This window comes from Helicobacter himalayensis, assembly GCF_001602095.1.
GTDB lineage: Bacteria > Campylobacterota > Campylobacteria > Campylobacterales > Helicobacteraceae > Helicobacter_F > Helicobacter_F himalayensis.
Genome location: NZ_CP014991.1, coordinates 11,498 through 25,959, shown reverse-complemented (window position 1 = coordinate 25,959; position 14,462 = coordinate 11,498). Strand labels below are relative to the sequence as shown.

The window sequence follows — 14,462 nt, the reverse complement described above, 5'->3', positions numbered from 1 at the left end:
AATTGCAAGTATGAGGTAGCACAAACCAATGAAAAAGATTTTGCAGGGTGTTTTTTTACTAGTATTTTTAAGTCAAAGTGCCTTTGGCGCGGTGGTAGAAAGTGCTGTATGGGAAAATGGCAACACACTTTTTGGGTTTTTCCAAAAATACAATATCCCAACAAGTGCGTATTATGACTTAAGCCCGGAAGATAGGGAATTAATGAGCGAAATTTATGCCGGTGTGCGCTACTTTACTGCGGTAGATTCTGAAAACAACCTCGTGCAAGCACTAATCCCCATAGGCGATGGTATGCAAATCCACATTTCACGCCACAACGGAATCTATAAAATCGACTTCACACCCATCGCGCATTTTGAAACAAAGCAGCAAATCGTGCTTTCAATCCAAAAATCTGCCTACCAAGACTTAATGGAGCTTACAGATGATAGGGGCTTGGTGAATGAGTTTTTAAGCGCATATAAAAATAGCGTGAATTTTAGTCGCAATGTGTTGAAAGGTGATAAATTAGCCCTTGTGTATGAGCGCAAATACCGACTTGGGAATCCGCTAGGCAATGCGCGCATAAAAGCTGCGATGATAGAAACAAATAAAAAGCCAAATTATCTTTTTTCTTTCAACGATAGACGCTACTATGATATACAAGGCAAGGAGATTGAAGGGTTTTTGCTTTACACACCAATTAAAGTCGCGCGCATTAGCTCGAGATTTTCACTTGGGAGAAAACACCCGATTTTAGGCTTTGTGCGTCCGCATTATGGAGTGGATTACGCCGCACCTAAAGGAAGCGCGGTGCTATCAGCAGGAAATGGCGTGATAAGCTTTGTAGGTAAAAAAGGTGGCTATGGTAATGTGATAGAAATCCGCCACGAAAATGGTTTGAAAACAATCTATGCGCATTTAGATTCCTTTGCACCCGGAATGAAAGCTGGCAAAAGTGTCAAAAAAGGACAATACATCGCAAAAGTCGGCTCTACCGGGCTTAGCACAGGACCACATTTGCATTTTGGCGTGTATAAAAATAATCGTCCAATAAATCCTTTAGGCAATATCAAAACACAGGTAAAAGAACTACCCAACAAAGAAAAAGAAGAGTTTTTGGCACTTGCAAATACTTATAAAGATGAGCTTGATACCATTATCGCGCAAGCAGATACAGAGCAAAAACAAGTGCTCATCGTGCGCCTAAGCCCAAATGATGAAAAAGAAACACAAAAAAATTAGCACAAAAATCATCATAATTATAGAATCTCCTCATTATGAATACAAACAATAATTCCACTTCTACCAATCTCGCCTCCCTTTTGGCAAGCGCGAAGCAAAGCACGATTTCAGATATTACGCTTGCACCTTGTGTAGATTCTCCTTATATTAAACCCAAAAGAATGCACTATGTCGAGAATGGCTTTAAAAAAATATGGGATTTTGTCCAAAGCCACGATAGCGTGGCGATTATCTTACATAATATAGATAATGACAGCTTTATTGTCGTGCGACAATTCCGCCCAGCGGTGTTTATACGCGAGCAGGAACGCAGAAAAGAAAATAAAGAAAAAGAAGCCCTGCAAAATCAAGCTTCGCAAGAAAATACAGATAAAAAAAACGTAGGCTATATATATGAGTTGTGTGCTGGACTTGTTGATAAAGAAGGCAAAAACATAAAACAAATCGCTGCTGAAGAGGTGCTTGAAGAATGCGGGTATAAGGTAGATTCTGATGCACTTATGGAAGTGGCGACTTTCCGCACTGCCGTTGGCTCAAGTGGGGCGTTGCAATATTTGTTTTATGCGCGTGTTAGACAAAAAGATAAGATTTGTGCTGGTGGCGGCATCGATGGAGAGGTGATTGAGTGCTTTGAAATCATAAGGGAAGATTTAAAGGCATTTTTGCAAGATTCTCGCTTTGTCAAAACACCCGGACTTGGCTTTGGGATTCTGTGGTTTTTGGAGCACACAAAGCAAAAATAAATTTATTATTTAAAGGATACATCAATGAAAGCTTTTATTTTTTTTACACTCTGTTTGGGATTATTGAACGCTTTTGACATTAACGCTGTGCGCGAAAATATAGAATCTATTGAAAAAGACACGCTCACTTTTCCCGCGCGGGATTTGAAAGTCGGTGAAAGTGGCGTGGTGCTCACCAAAAATCAATCAAGTGAAGTCATCATCGCGCAAGCTCATATCACAGAAATAAACAATGGCAAGGCAACAGCAACATTCAAGCCATTTGAGCTTTTGAAGCAGAAATTTTTGCCAACGCCAATTAATGAGCCAAAAGTCGGAGATGAAGTGCTTTTTAGAAGCTTTTATAATCGCGCTATCGCGATTGCGCCAAATCAAGAGACTTATCAATACATCATCAAAAGTAATCCAAACATCCAATTTATGCATATTGATCTTTTTGCCGCGTTTTTACAACAAGAAAACACCAACGACCCGCAGAAAAAAGAATTTCAAAAATTCTGCCCTAAATACAGCATAGGGCTTTTATTTATCGCAGATTCTCAAAGTATAAAGGTTTTTGATTGTCAAAATTTCGCCGTGTTTGGCACGCAAGAATTTCAAGATTCTAGCATTTTACATACAGAAGCAATAACGCCTTTTTTCTCTCGCATTACCGCGCCAAATAAGCGCCTAGGCTCGCGCTTTAAGTCAAATGATTCAAAAGATTATTTCCCTTATTACGACAAGCTTACACAAACACACGCGCACTAATCTCTGCGCCCAAAGGCTAGCTTATGGCTGATGATGAAAAAACCCTCGCCCCCTCCCAGCACAAAATATCCAAAGCACGCGAGGAAGGCAATGTAAGCAAGAGTGTTGAGCTTGTGGGTTTTTTTGTTATGCTTTGTGGCTTGGCGCTTATTTTTTTTATGATTCCTTTTTGGGTGGGCGGGTGTGAGAACATTTTTCGCCATATTGCGAGCTTTTTTGTAGTTGAGGAATTTAACAAACAAGAACTTTTAAAGCTTTTTTTAGAGCTGCTGCTTGAAGTGTTTAAGATGGTTATACCCGTATTTATCGGGCTTATGATTATTGGCATAGTGGCAAATGTCGGGCAGTTTGGCTTATTGCTCGCGCCAAAAGCTGTGCGCCCAAAGCTCTCAAAGATCAATCCCATAACCGGCATTAAAAATGTCTTTAGCCTAAAAAAACTCCTTGATGGCTTTATGATTACGCTCAAGGTTAGCGTTGCGTTTATCGTGGGCTTTGTGGTGTTTGTTAGTTTTTTTGGTGAGCTACCTACAATATCGCGCCTGAGCTTGTATCAGCAAGTTTTGTGGTTTAGAGAAAAAGCACTTATTTTGATTGGAATCCTCCTTATTTTATTTTTTGTAATGGCGGTGGCGGACTTTATGATTAAGCGTTATCAGTATATAAAAAGCCTGCGTATGAGCGTTAAAGAGCTTAAAGATGAAACCAAACTCCACGAGGGGAATCCAGAAATCAAAGCGCGTGTGCGCCAAATGCAGCAAAAAATCGCGCGCTCAAATATGATGCGAGAAGTGCCAAACGCATCAGTTGTCATCACAAATCCCACACACTACGCTGTGGCGGTGCGATATAGCGATGAGGAATTAGACAAAGGCGCAGCACCGCTTATCGTGGCAAAGGGCATCGATGAGCAAGCTATTCGCATCAAAGCCATCGCGCGCGAACATAATGTGCGTATTATTGAGAATCCGCCCCTTGCAAGGCAACTTTATGCGCTTACAGAAGTTGGTATGTATATCCCAGATGACCTCTTTATTGCTGTTTCTAGGTTATTGCAACAAGTGGCGCATTTGGATTCTCTACAAGGCAAAGAAACGCTTGCAAAAACCTTGCGTAATGCAAGAGCAAAAGCAACCAATAGGCAATGATTCTTTTATTAAGGATATTTCAGTTACAATCTCACTTAAGCTTACTTTCAAAAAAATGACAAAACAGGAGTTAAAATGTTTCATAAACTACCCCTTTGCCTTGCAATATCCGCATTTTTAGCCCCAGCAAATATACTCGCACAAGAGGAAAACTTGCACTCACAAACAGCACTAGATTCTCAAATTTCCCAACATTTCCACCATCACCACCACAATGATAGTACGCAAAGCTTGCACGATTTTGAAGCCTCTGTTGGTATCTTTGGCAAAACTAGCGCGCTTAGCTCGAAAAGAGAAAATGCAAGGCGCGATAATTACTCAATGCTGTATGCCAAAATGTTTTTAGAAGCAACTATGTTTCCCAATCTCTACGCAGGACTTGGCGCGCACGCGTTTGCACCATTTCAGATGGATACAACTTTTGGAGGTGAAAAATACGACTACCTCAGCGCAAAATTTGTCGCAAATCAAGCCTATTTGTCTTACAAAAACGAATCAGGACGCCATAGTGTTGGGCTAAAACTTGGACGCTTTGAAGATGAATTTGATTGGGTTGGGCATTCCTTGCAAGGCGCGCACGCGTTTGCAAAAGCAAATATTTTTGATGATACCTTGCTTAAAGTTTCCGCCCTTTGGGTCAATGAGCAAGCACATATCACAAGGGAATTTTCAAGCGATTTTAACTTTTATAGAGATCTTTATGATAGACAGAATCTCTATATGGGTGAAATAGGGCTTACAAGTTATCACGCATCTTTAAAAGGCTTTGGCTATGTAATGCCTGAATTTTTTAGCGTTTTGGGAGGCAAGACAGAGCTAGAATTTGGCAAGCGCTCGCGCTTTTACGCAAAAACTATGTTGCAATATGCCTATTTAGATTCTCTTTTCAAGCAAGAAGCACATCATCACGAGCATTCTCATAGTCACGAAGGGCATACACACAATATTGGCACACGCGGGGATACTTATCTTGTATGGCTGGAGCAAACCTTTGCCTACAAAAACAAACTAGAATTTGGCGCAGGATTCCAGCAAATTGGCACGCATTTTTTTGAAATTGCAAATATGGGGACAACAATGCGTTTTGAAGCACATAATCACGCGCATAATGGCTTTGGCGTCATCGCGCCGGGCGGTATGCATAACGGAAGCCACACGACAAATATGTATGAGGCAAAAGCGCGCACATGGTATGCGTTCTTGGATTATAACATTCGCAATACCTCATTTGAAATTCTCGCGCGTAATAGCGTGAGTGCGCAAAAAACTCAAAATGCACTAAGTTTGGGCGTGAAGCATAACTTCACAGAGCAGCTAGAAATTGGCGCGATAGGCATATATATGCTTGAAAAACACGAGGCTGAAAACACACTTAACAAAAGCTTTGCTAAAGCCTATTTCCAAGTGCAACTCTAAAGGCAAATAAAAATATAATGATTACAAAACAAAGCCTTGAACGCTTAAAAGAACAAGCAGATATCGTGACAATTATTAGTTCTTATATCGAGCTAAGGCGCAGTGGAAGTAACTTTAGTGCGTGCTGTCCTTTCCATAATGAAAAAACACCAAGCTTTATTGTAAGCCCCGCGCGCAATAGTTACCATTGCTATGGTTGCGGTGTTGGGGGAGATTGCATTTCTTTTGTGATGGAGTATGAGCATTTAAACTTTCATCAAAGCGTTGAAAAAATCGCAGAAATGCTTAACTTCACGCTTGAATACGACACAAAAGTGCAAAAAAAGCAAAGCAATTTGTTAGAAAACACCACGAGATTCTATCAGCAGCGGCTTGCAAATAACGCGCAGATTCTGCAATACCTAAAATCACGCGGGATTTCTCAAGCAAACATAGAATCTTTCCAGCTAGGCTACGCGCCAGCGGGCTTTGAGACGATAAAATTTCTCAATGATACAAAGCAAGATAAACAGGAAGCGTTAGAGTTTGGGATTATCGGAAGGGACAATACAAGGGAATTTGCGCGCTTTAGAGATCGCGTCATTTTCCCCATACACTCAAGCAGTGGCAAGGTCGTGGGCTTTGGCGGACGCACGCTAGATTTAAACAATCCTGCAAAATATATCAATTCCCCACAAAGCAAGATTTTCAACAAATCAAAATTGCTCTATGGCTACTATTTTGCCAAAGATTCCATATTCCGAAAAAAAAAAGTCATCGTGTGCGAGGGCTATATCGATGTGATTATGTTGCATCAAGCAGGCTTTAAAAACGCTGTGGCGACACTTGGCACGGCTTTGACAAACGAGCATTTACCACTTTTGCAAAAAGGCGATCCAGAGATTATCCTAAGCTATGACGGCGATAAAGCAGGTATTGCAGCAGCATTGCGTGCGAGTAAAATGCTAAGTGCAAAATCCGCGCTTGGTGGCGTGGTGATTTTTGAAGGAGGCAAAGACCCGGCGGATATGGTGCAAAGTAGCGCACAAAATAATCAAAATGGACAAAATCCCAATGGGATAGAGGAGCTCGAGCGCCTTTTTTCAAAGCCAATTCCCTTCATCGAGTTTGTGCTAACACAAATCATCGCGACCTTTGATTTAACTAATCCGCTCTCCAAGCAAAAAGCTCTCTTAGAATCTCAAGCTTTTCTTAAAACGCTCACGCCACTTTTGCAGGCAGAATATGTTGATTTCCTCGCTCAACAACTCAAAATCACACCAAATCTTATCAAGATTCACCGCACAAACCAAAGCGCACAAACACAAATTTATGCGCCAACACAAAACGACATTGCTGAAAGTGCGCTTATCTACACGCTTTTAGAGCATAGAGATTGGCTTGATATCGCGCTTGAATACATTGATAGCGATGCGTTTATACACTACAAAAAAGAATTTGAACTTCTCCTAAGCGGTCAAAACGCGCAAGAAAATGAGAATCTGCGCGCGATTTGGCTAAATGAAAACATCAAAAGCCTAGAAACACTTGAAGAGTTTAAAGCGCATTTACGCATTCTTATCACGCAAGCTTATAAGCGAGATTTGCGCGCTGTGCCAAATCTTAGACTAGATTCTAAGCAAAAATTAGAATCTCTTGCTACAATCAAGCAAAAAATTTCACAACTTCACAAAGGAGAACTTATAAGCTATGAAAAAAGCTTTAGCACTTTTTAGCGGGGGTTGTGATAGCCTCATCGCTATGAAACTTCTTAAAGATCAAGGCATCGAGGTCATCGCGCTACATTTTAATATCGGTTTTGGCGGAAACAAGGACAAAATGGAATATTTCAAAAATGCCACCGCACAAATCCCCGTAGAACTCAAAGTCATTGACATACGCGAGCAGTTTTTCAACTCTGTGCTTTTCAAGCCAAAATATGGCTATGGCAAGTATTTCAACCCCTGCATTGACTGCCACGCAAATATGTTTGGCAACGCATTTGCTTATCTGCTAGAGTGTGACGCAGACTTTGTCATCAGTGGTGAGGTGCTAGGACAGCGTCCAAAATCTCAACGCAAGCAAGCACTTGATGAAGTAAGAAAGCTTGTGCGCGAAATTGGCAAAGATTCTAAATTTGACAAAATCCTAAGTCGCGATGGAAGCGACGAGAATAAGCCAAAAACGCTTGATGAGCTTCTTTTACGCCCGATGAGCGCAAAGCTACTAGAGCCTAGCTTTGCAGAAAAAATGGGCTGGGTGGATAGAGACAAGCTCCTTGATATAAGCGGACGCGGCAGAACTAGACAGCTACAAATGATAGAATCTTATGGATTCAAATATTTTGAAAAGCCCGGCGGTGGGTGCTTGCTCACGCAAGATTCTATCGCACAAAAGATTAAAGACTTGTCTGCGCACCGCACGATGATATTTGAAGATATTGAGATGATAAAAGTGGGGCGCTACCTCGTGCTAGAAAATGGCGCACGCTGTGTGGTTGGAAGGAATGAAGAGGAAAATCAAAAGCTAAGCGCGCCAAATCCGCTGATGGAAAAAATCACGCTTTTAGATTCTATCGGACCAGTGGGATTGATAGAAAAAAACGCATCAAAAGAGGACAGGCTTTTGAGCGCACGCATTGTGCTAGGCTATGCCAAAACACAACAAGGGCAGGAATATAATGTGCAAATTGGTGATGAGATATTCACCACGCAAGCACTTGAAAAGGAAAAAAGCGCACAATATTTGCTACTGAAATCTTAGATTTTGCGAGATTGAAAAGGGCTTTTAGAATTTAAAAAGATTTCAACAAGGAGAGGGTTTATGGATTTTTTAAAAATTGCCAAAGGAGTGCTAGAGACAGAATCTGGCGCGCTTTTAGATTCTATTAAAAGACTGGATTCTAACGAACTTGAAAAGATTGTAAGGCTTATTGCAAATGCTAAGGGTAAGCTCATTGTCATAGGTGTGGGGAAAAGCGGACATATCGGCGCGAAAATCTCTGCTACACTCTCTAGCACGGGCACGCCTAGCGCGTTTTTGCACCCCACAGAGGCGATGCACGGGGATTTAGGAATGATTCAAAAAGATGATGTGATTTTAGCCATAAGTTATAGCGGGGAAAGCCAAGAATTGCTCGATGTAATCCCGCATATCAAGCGCTTTGGGAATCTGATTATCACAATGAGCAAGGACAAAAACTCCTCACTTTCAAAAATGGGGGATTTTTTTCTTAATATTTTTGTAGAAAAAGAAGCCTGCCCACTCAATACCGCGCCTACAAGCTCTACAACGCTAACGCTCGCACTTGGCGATGTGCTGGCTGTGTGCCTTATGTATTATAGGGATTTTAAGCACGACGACTTCGCGTCATTCCACCCGGGCGGGAGTTTGGGTAAAAGGCTGTTTGTGAAAATTAGAGATTTGATGCAAACACAGAATCTGCCCATTATTGAATGGGACACACCGCTTAAGGAATCTATTGTGGTAATGACGCAAGCAAGGCTAGGAAATGCGCTTATTACAAAAAATGGCAAACTTGTGGCGGTGCTAAGCGATGGAGACTTGCGCCGTGCGCTGCTGAAGGAGGATTTTAACCTAGAAGAGAATGTGTTAAAATACGCAACCAAAAACCCAAAAACCTGCAAGGATGCCGATATGCTTGCTTTTGATGCGCTAAAATTTATCGAGGAAAACAAGATACAAATACTTGTCATCACAGATAAGCAAGACAAAATACAAGGTGTTATACACTTGCATACGCTGATTTCTGCTGGGATTAAATCGTAGATTCTATAAAATCATAGCTCACGCAAGGGGCTTTAAGCAAGGGATTAAGGAGGGGGTATGTTTGAACGCATTGATATAATTTTCCGCAATATCGAGGATATACGCGATGATATTAACATTCTTTTAGCTATGGCAAAAATTTCGATGCTTGATTACATTATGATTAAACGTGGCTCGCAGGATATGCCAGAAACATTGACTTTCACATTACTTGGTCAAATTGATGTGGAAGTGGAGAAGCTCAAAAAAGAAATCGATGCACTCAATAAGCTAAAAAGGGAAATGTTGGTGTTTTGATATGATTTATTCGCACGCTCTTTGGCTTTAAGTTGGATTTATATACAAAGTGCTTTTAGTTTAGATTCTCAATAAAGCTTTTGTCTTGTGTTTTGGGAGATATTTATGGAGATAATATTTGCATTTGCCTTTATATTTGTAATATTTACATTTTTCTTTAAAAGGCGAAAAAGCCATGTTTATAGGGATTATAAACGATTCAATAATATTTCACAAAAATACAAAATATACAACAAACAAAAAGGCGATAAATACGAATTGCAGATTGGCAAATATTATCAAAGTCAGGGTTATAAAGTCTATTTTAAGGGCATTAATGAAGGGCGGAAAGATGAGGGGATTGATTTGATTGCCTACAAAAATAAAGAGGCGATTTTGATTCAGTGTAAAAATTGGGAAAATTCACAAATAAAACAAGAGCATTTGAGAATCTTTTTAGGCGATTGCACCGCATACATAGAGCAAAATCCAAAAATTGCGAAAAGAAATATCCATCGCGTGTTTGTAACAAGCTGTGAAAATATGGACTATGGAGTGAAAAAATTTATAGAAAACAACAACCTAGAATACAAAATAATCCCTTTTCAGGGCTAAAAAAGGCGAAATATGGACTACAAAAAAAGCATTTCAAAGTTAGAGGATTGTTATTTGGGCGTGAAAATCAAAGATTTTCATCAAGGAAATACCGCTAAAAGTGGCTTTAGCAACTTGCTTAAGCAAAGACAATAAATCAAAGTGAGCAACAATGCAAAACTACCCTTTTCTAAACAATAACCTTTTTACAACTTATACTTTGGAAGTAGATTTCCCTAAGATTTATGATTTTACAAAAAATCAAGCACAAGCACAAAATGCCCTAAAATCTATACAATCTCTCTATAATAAAGCCCTCTTTGAAAAGCAAAACGAACATCAATTTGAAGATACTTTTATTACCAAAGTGCTAGAGATTTTAGGGTGGGAGTTTGTCCGTCAAGATGAGAAAATCATTCAAGGCAAACTAGAAAAACCAGATTTTTTGCTTTTTAGCAATTTGGATTCTAAAAAAGCTTATCAAAATATCCCAAAAGATGAGCGACAAGCAAGTAATGCACAAATTTCAGTGATTTTAGAATCTAAAGCTTATAATGTAGAAGTGGATAATAAAAAAATAAAGGAAAATCCGCATTTCCAGCTTCTCCGTTACCTTAGCAATCTAAAAAAGGATTTTGGATTCCTTACTAATGGTCGCGTATGGCGGTTTTATGATAACTCCAAGCTAAGCGCTCAAAAAGTCTTTTATGAAATCAACCTAGAAAGTATTATAGAATCTAATGACGCGGAGGGCTTTAACTATTTTTACTATATTTTTCAAGCAAACAACTTCGCGCAAAAGACAAGCGATACGCAATCTCAAACTACAATCACAGACATTCTTAACAAAAACAATCAAGCCAAAATCAATATAGAAGATGACTTGCAATCACTCATTTATGGGATTAATGGCAAAGATTCTTTGTTTGAGGAAATTGGCTCTTGCATTTATGCCAAAAATCAAAATGCTAAGCTAAAAGACATTTATCAATCCTCACTTTATTTTATCTTTCGCCTCCTTTTTATCGCTTATTTTGAGGATAAATTTGATTCTGTTCTTCAAAGCCATTCAAGTTTTAAGAAAAAAATTAGTCTCTACTCTCTGCTTTCTCGTCTAAAGCAAGAGGAAAAAGAAAGCGAGGAAAATGAAAGCTTTGTTGGCATTGATGAGCTAGAGAGGATTTTTAGAATCTACAATAAGGGCAATCCAAACTTAGATATGCCAATCTTTAATGGCGGACTTTTTGATGAGGCAAACGCACCGTTACTTAAAACACCCAAAATCTTTAACGATAAGACTTTGATTCATATTTTAGATTCTCTATTTAATTATCAAGGCACAGATACGCAAAATACACTCTTTAGACGTGATTATCGCACCTTGAGTGTGGCACATCTTGGCACGATTTATGAGGGGCTACTCTCTTACTTTTTTGCAGTGGCAGAAGAGGAGGTTTTCTACCTTGTGTATGCACCCAAAAAGGGCAAGGGCAAACTAGATTCTATTGAGGGCTATTTTGATAGCTATGATTATGCAAAAATTAAGAAAGATTCCACAATCCACCGCGAAGCCACTTACAAAAAGGGACAAATCTATCTAAAAAACACGAGTAATTCACGCAAAAGCACTGCGAGTTTTTACACACCAGAATCCATCACCAAATTTCTCGTCCAATCCGCCCTAAAAGATAGGCTAGATGATTCTAATATCTTGCATTTTAAGATTTTGGATAATGCCTGTGGAAGCGGACATTTCCTAGTAGAAGCCTTAAACCAAATCACGCAAATTGTGCAAAGTGATTTTGATTCTTTTCCAGCTCTTAAAAAAATCTACGAACAAGAAAAGCAAACGATACAAAATAATATTTGCGCCTTTATCAAAGGCTATGAAGCCGATGAAAGTGATATTTTAAAGCGACTTTTATTGAAGCGCGTAATTTTTGGAGTGGATTTAAACCCCTTTAGCATAGAACTTACTAAACTTTCTTTGTGGATTGATAGCTTTATTTTTGGCACACCTCTAAGCTTTTTAGAGCATCATATCAAATGCGGAAATGCCCTTATTGGCACGAGTATAAGAGAATTTACGCAGTATTTCAATGCCTTGCAAAAAGCCAAAGGTGGCAATCTCTTTATTTCTAGATTTTTAGATGAATTCCAAATTTTAAGCGAAGTGTTTGTGAAGCTAGATTCTATCAAAGACACCACAGAAGCGCAGATTAAAGAGAGTAAAAGGCTTTATAAAGAGGAGATTGCTCCCACATTAGAAAAGCTCAATCTCTTCTTAAATATGCTAAATGCTAGAGACTTTATGAATGCCAAAGAAGCTAAAGCTTTCAATGCACTTACACAAAGTGATAATATAGAAAACTTAAGCGAAGCAAAAGAGTATGAGAACTTAAGGGAAGTAATTCACGCTTACGCTAAAGAATTTGGCTTTTTTAACTACGAAATAGAGTTTCCAGAGATTACAGGAAGCTTTTCTTGTCATTCTGAGCCAACAGGCGAAGAATCCCGCAATGCAGATTCTAAGAGTTTCGCTAACGCTCAACATGACAAAGCAGAATCTCAACACAACAAACAGAGAAGCACAACACACGATATTTGCCTTATAGGATTCCAAGCTATTGTGGGCAATCCCCCTTGGGATAAGACAAAGTTTAGCGATAGCGACTTTTTCCCGCAATTTATTAGCAACTACCGCACTTTAAGTAATAGTGAAAAAAAGGAAGTGCAAGAGAATCTCTTGGCTAAAAGTTATATTACAAAAGAATATGAAGAGACAAAAGCCTTCGTAAGTGTGCAAAATGACTACTACAAAGCGCATTTTCCACTCAATCGTGGTAGTGGCGATGGCAACTTGTTTCGCTTTTTTGTAGAGCGCAATCTCAATCTTTTAGCTCCAAATGCAAGTCTAAATTATGTGCTTCCTAGTGCTTTAATGCTTGAAAAGGGAAGCAAAATTTTACGCAAAGAGATTTTGGAAAATAAAAGCTTAGTGTATTTTTATAGTTTTGAAAACAGAAAGGGGATATTTAGAGATGTAGATTTTCGCTATAAATTTGCTTTAATGCAGATTATCAATGCGAAGCCTTATCATTCTGAACACTCCTCTTGTCGTCCCGAACTTTCCTCTTGTCATTCTGAGCCGACAGGCGCAGAATCCCATAATGCAGATTCTAAGAGTTTCGCTAACGCTCAACATGACAAAGCGGTTTCCAATAGAGATATTTCGCATTTTCCAAATGCTCAATATGACAAACCACACGCGATTCAAACAATGTTTTATAAAACAAACATTGAGGAAATTTACGATAAATCAAACATTATCCCGCTTACCCTCCAAGACATCAAAACTCTAAGCCCACACCAACTTGCCCTCCAAGAAGTGCGAGGCAAAAAGGATTTAGAAATCTTGCGCAAATGCTATGCTGCCTTTAGCCCGCTTAACCTAGAATGGCTTGATTTTCGTAATGAATTACATATGACGCAAGATAAAGATTTATTTATAGAATCTTACCGCAATGGATTGTTGCCACTTTATGAGGGCAAGATGATACATCAATTTGACGCAGAATTTACTAATCCGCAATATTTTTTAAATATTGCGGACTTTGATAGGCGACTAAGGAGCAAGGAGATTTACCGCTTAAAGCAAGATTTGGGAATAGATTCTAAAGAATATGGGAAGCTTTTAGAATCTATGCTTGCTTCTTATTCTGACATTCCCCCTTGTCATTCTGAAGGAAGCAAAGCGACTGAAGAATCTCATAAAGATTCTAAAAGAGGTATTTCGGCTTTGTCAAAGCCTCAATACGACAAAAAGGCTTTAGAAGATTCCTTTATTAAATACGATAGAGAATTTTACCGCTTAGGATTCCGTGCGATTGCAAGGGATACCGATGAGCGCACATTGATTTTCTCACTTTACCAAAAAAACATAGGTTTTGGACATACAATGTATGGCTCTATACCAAAAACTTATGCGTTAGAAGATTGCATCCCCCCTTGTCATTCTGAGCCGACAGGCGAAGAATCCCGCAAAAGAGATGTTTTGGCTTCTCCTCAACGACCAAAAATCCCAAGAATCACGTATAAAACAATCAGTCATTTGCGCCTATGCTTTGCGCTTGGGATTTTTAATTCTTTGGTGGTGGATTTTATCGCAAGAGGAATGATACAAATTAGTGTGGATAAAACTTATATACTTAGAATCCCCCTCCCTCAACCAAGTGATAAGGAAATTTTAGAAAATGCAACTTATCTCTCTATCGCTAAAAACGCCTTAATCTTGCAGCTTTATAATGATAAAGCAGGGCATTTTAAAGAATTGCAAGAAGAATTTAATATTGCGCAAAATGAGATTCCAAAAACGGATAAAGCCTATGCACAACTAAGGGCAAAGCAAGATATTGCCATTGCTAAGCTGTATGGATTAGACAAAGAGGAGTTTTGCTATCTATTAGAATCTTTTAAAGTTTTGCAAACTAAGCAACCAGAATTTATTGCGTTGCTAAAAAGTTTGTGGGAGTAGCAGTTTCA

General features: G+C 39.2%; 12 protein-coding genes. All 12 read left to right on the top strand.

All coding sequences use genetic code 11. From position 1 onward, the window contains the following. Nucleotides 1-28 precede the first annotated feature (28 nt). Complete coding sequence (locus A3217_RS00090; protein ID WP_066386517.1) at nucleotides 29-1,225, top strand: peptidoglycan DD-metalloendopeptidase family protein; 1,197 nt, start codon at nucleotides 29-31, stop codon at nucleotides 1,223-1,225. A gap of 35 nt (nucleotides 1,226-1,260) precedes the next feature. Beyond that, on the top strand, nucleotides 1,261-1,968 hold the full coding sequence (locus A3217_RS00085) for an NUDIX hydrolase (RefSeq protein WP_066386515.1): 708 nt from the start codon (nucleotides 1,261-1,263) through the stop codon (nucleotides 1,966-1,968). 24 nt (nucleotides 1,969-1,992) lie between these two features. After that, nucleotides 1,993-2,718, top strand: a complete 726-nt coding sequence (locus A3217_RS00080; RefSeq protein ID WP_066386513.1) for a plasminogen-binding N-terminal domain-containing protein — start codon at nucleotides 1,993-1,995, stop codon at nucleotides 2,716-2,718. 23 nt (nucleotides 2,719-2,741) lie between these two features. Then, nucleotides 2,742-3,866 (top strand): flagellar biosynthesis protein FlhB, encoded by a 1,125-nt coding sequence (flhB, locus tag A3217_RS00075; RefSeq protein WP_066386511.1) that lies wholly within the window; start codon nucleotides 2,742-2,744, stop codon nucleotides 3,864-3,866. 75 nt (nucleotides 3,867-3,941) lie between these two features. Continuing rightward, a complete protein-coding gene (locus tag A3217_RS00070) occupies nucleotides 3,942-5,282 on the top strand; it encodes an outer membrane family protein (RefSeq protein ID WP_066386509.1) in 1,341 nt (446 codons plus the stop codon). Between the two features lie 17 nt (nucleotides 5,283-5,299). Further along, nucleotides 5,300-6,997 (top strand): DNA primase, encoded by a 1,698-nt coding sequence (dnaG, locus tag A3217_RS00065; protein WP_066386508.1) that lies wholly within the window; start codon nucleotides 5,300-5,302, stop codon nucleotides 6,995-6,997. Continuing rightward, complete coding sequence (locus A3217_RS00060; RefSeq protein WP_066386505.1) at nucleotides 6,972-8,024, top strand: 7-cyano-7-deazaguanine synthase; 1,053 nt, start codon at nucleotides 6,972-6,974, stop codon at nucleotides 8,022-8,024. Before dnaG ends, A3217_RS00060 begins: the two co-directional genes overlap by 26 nt. A gap of 60 nt (nucleotides 8,025-8,084) precedes the next feature. After that, nucleotides 8,085-9,050 (top strand): KpsF/GutQ family sugar-phosphate isomerase, encoded by a 966-nt coding sequence (locus A3217_RS00055; RefSeq protein ID WP_066386501.1) that lies wholly within the window; start codon nucleotides 8,085-8,087, stop codon nucleotides 9,048-9,050. Nucleotides 9,051-9,107: 57 nt separating this feature from the next. Then, complete coding sequence (locus tag A3217_RS00050) at nucleotides 9,108-9,347, top strand: DUF2443 family protein (RefSeq protein ID WP_066386498.1); 240 nt, start codon at nucleotides 9,108-9,110, stop codon at nucleotides 9,345-9,347. Nucleotides 9,348-9,452: 105 nt separating this feature from the next. After that, nucleotides 9,453-9,941, top strand: coding sequence for a restriction endonuclease (locus tag A3217_RS00045; protein ID WP_066386496.1), 489 nt, complete (start codon nucleotides 9,453-9,455; stop codon nucleotides 9,939-9,941). Between the two features lie 12 nt (nucleotides 9,942-9,953). Further along, nucleotides 9,954-10,076, top strand: a complete 123-nt coding sequence (locus A3217_RS09520; RefSeq protein ID WP_257722272.1) for a hypothetical protein — start codon at nucleotides 9,954-9,956, stop codon at nucleotides 10,074-10,076. Between the two features lie 16 nt (nucleotides 10,077-10,092). After that, complete coding sequence (locus A3217_RS09240; RefSeq protein ID WP_066386494.1) at nucleotides 10,093-14,454, top strand: Eco57I restriction-modification methylase domain-containing protein; 4,362 nt, start codon at nucleotides 10,093-10,095, stop codon at nucleotides 14,452-14,454. The last annotated feature ends 8 nt before the right edge of the window (nucleotides 14,455-14,462 follow it).